The organism is Xenorhabdus sp. NBAII XenSa04 (assembly GCF_963866145.1).
GTDB lineage: Bacteria > Pseudomonadota > Gammaproteobacteria > Enterobacterales > Enterobacteriaceae > Xenorhabdus > Xenorhabdus indica.
In genome coordinates this window covers 1-428 of sequence record NZ_CAWMEB010000265.1, presented here as the reverse complement: position 1 = coordinate 428, position 428 = coordinate 1, and the positions used below count along the sequence as shown (strand labels likewise).

At 44.6% G+C, this 428-nt stretch carries 1 protein-coding gene; it reads left to right on the top strand.

All coding sequences use genetic code 11. The features are described from left to right. Positions 1-428, top strand: a 428-nt coding sequence (locus tag AAC147_RS09845; RefSeq protein WP_047686487.1) for a tyrosine-type recombinase/integrase, incomplete at both ends; no start/stop codon positions are given.

Genomic DNA, 428 nt, shown 5'->3' with positions numbered 1-428 from the left:
GATAAATATATGGGAAGCCAAATTGTCAGAACGGCTTTACGCATGCTGATATTAACGGGTGTTCGTCCGGGAGAACTTCGCAAAGCTGAATGGTCAGAAATTGATTTAGATAAGGCTGTTTGGACAATTCCAGCCGAAAAAATGAAAATGCGGCGTACTCATGTAGTGCCGTTATCAGAGCAAGTTATCGATTTATTGAAACAGATTCAGCCTATCAGCGGCAGTTATCAGTATGTTTTCCCAAGCCGGACAGATTACAGAAAGCATATATCTGATATGGCAATCAATACCATGATCCGCCGCATGGGATATTCAGGGCGGGCGACAGGTCACGGATTCCGGCACACCATGAGTACCATTCTGCACGATCAAGACTTCGACACTGCATGGGTTGAAAAACAGCTAGCTCACGTCGATAAAAACAGCAT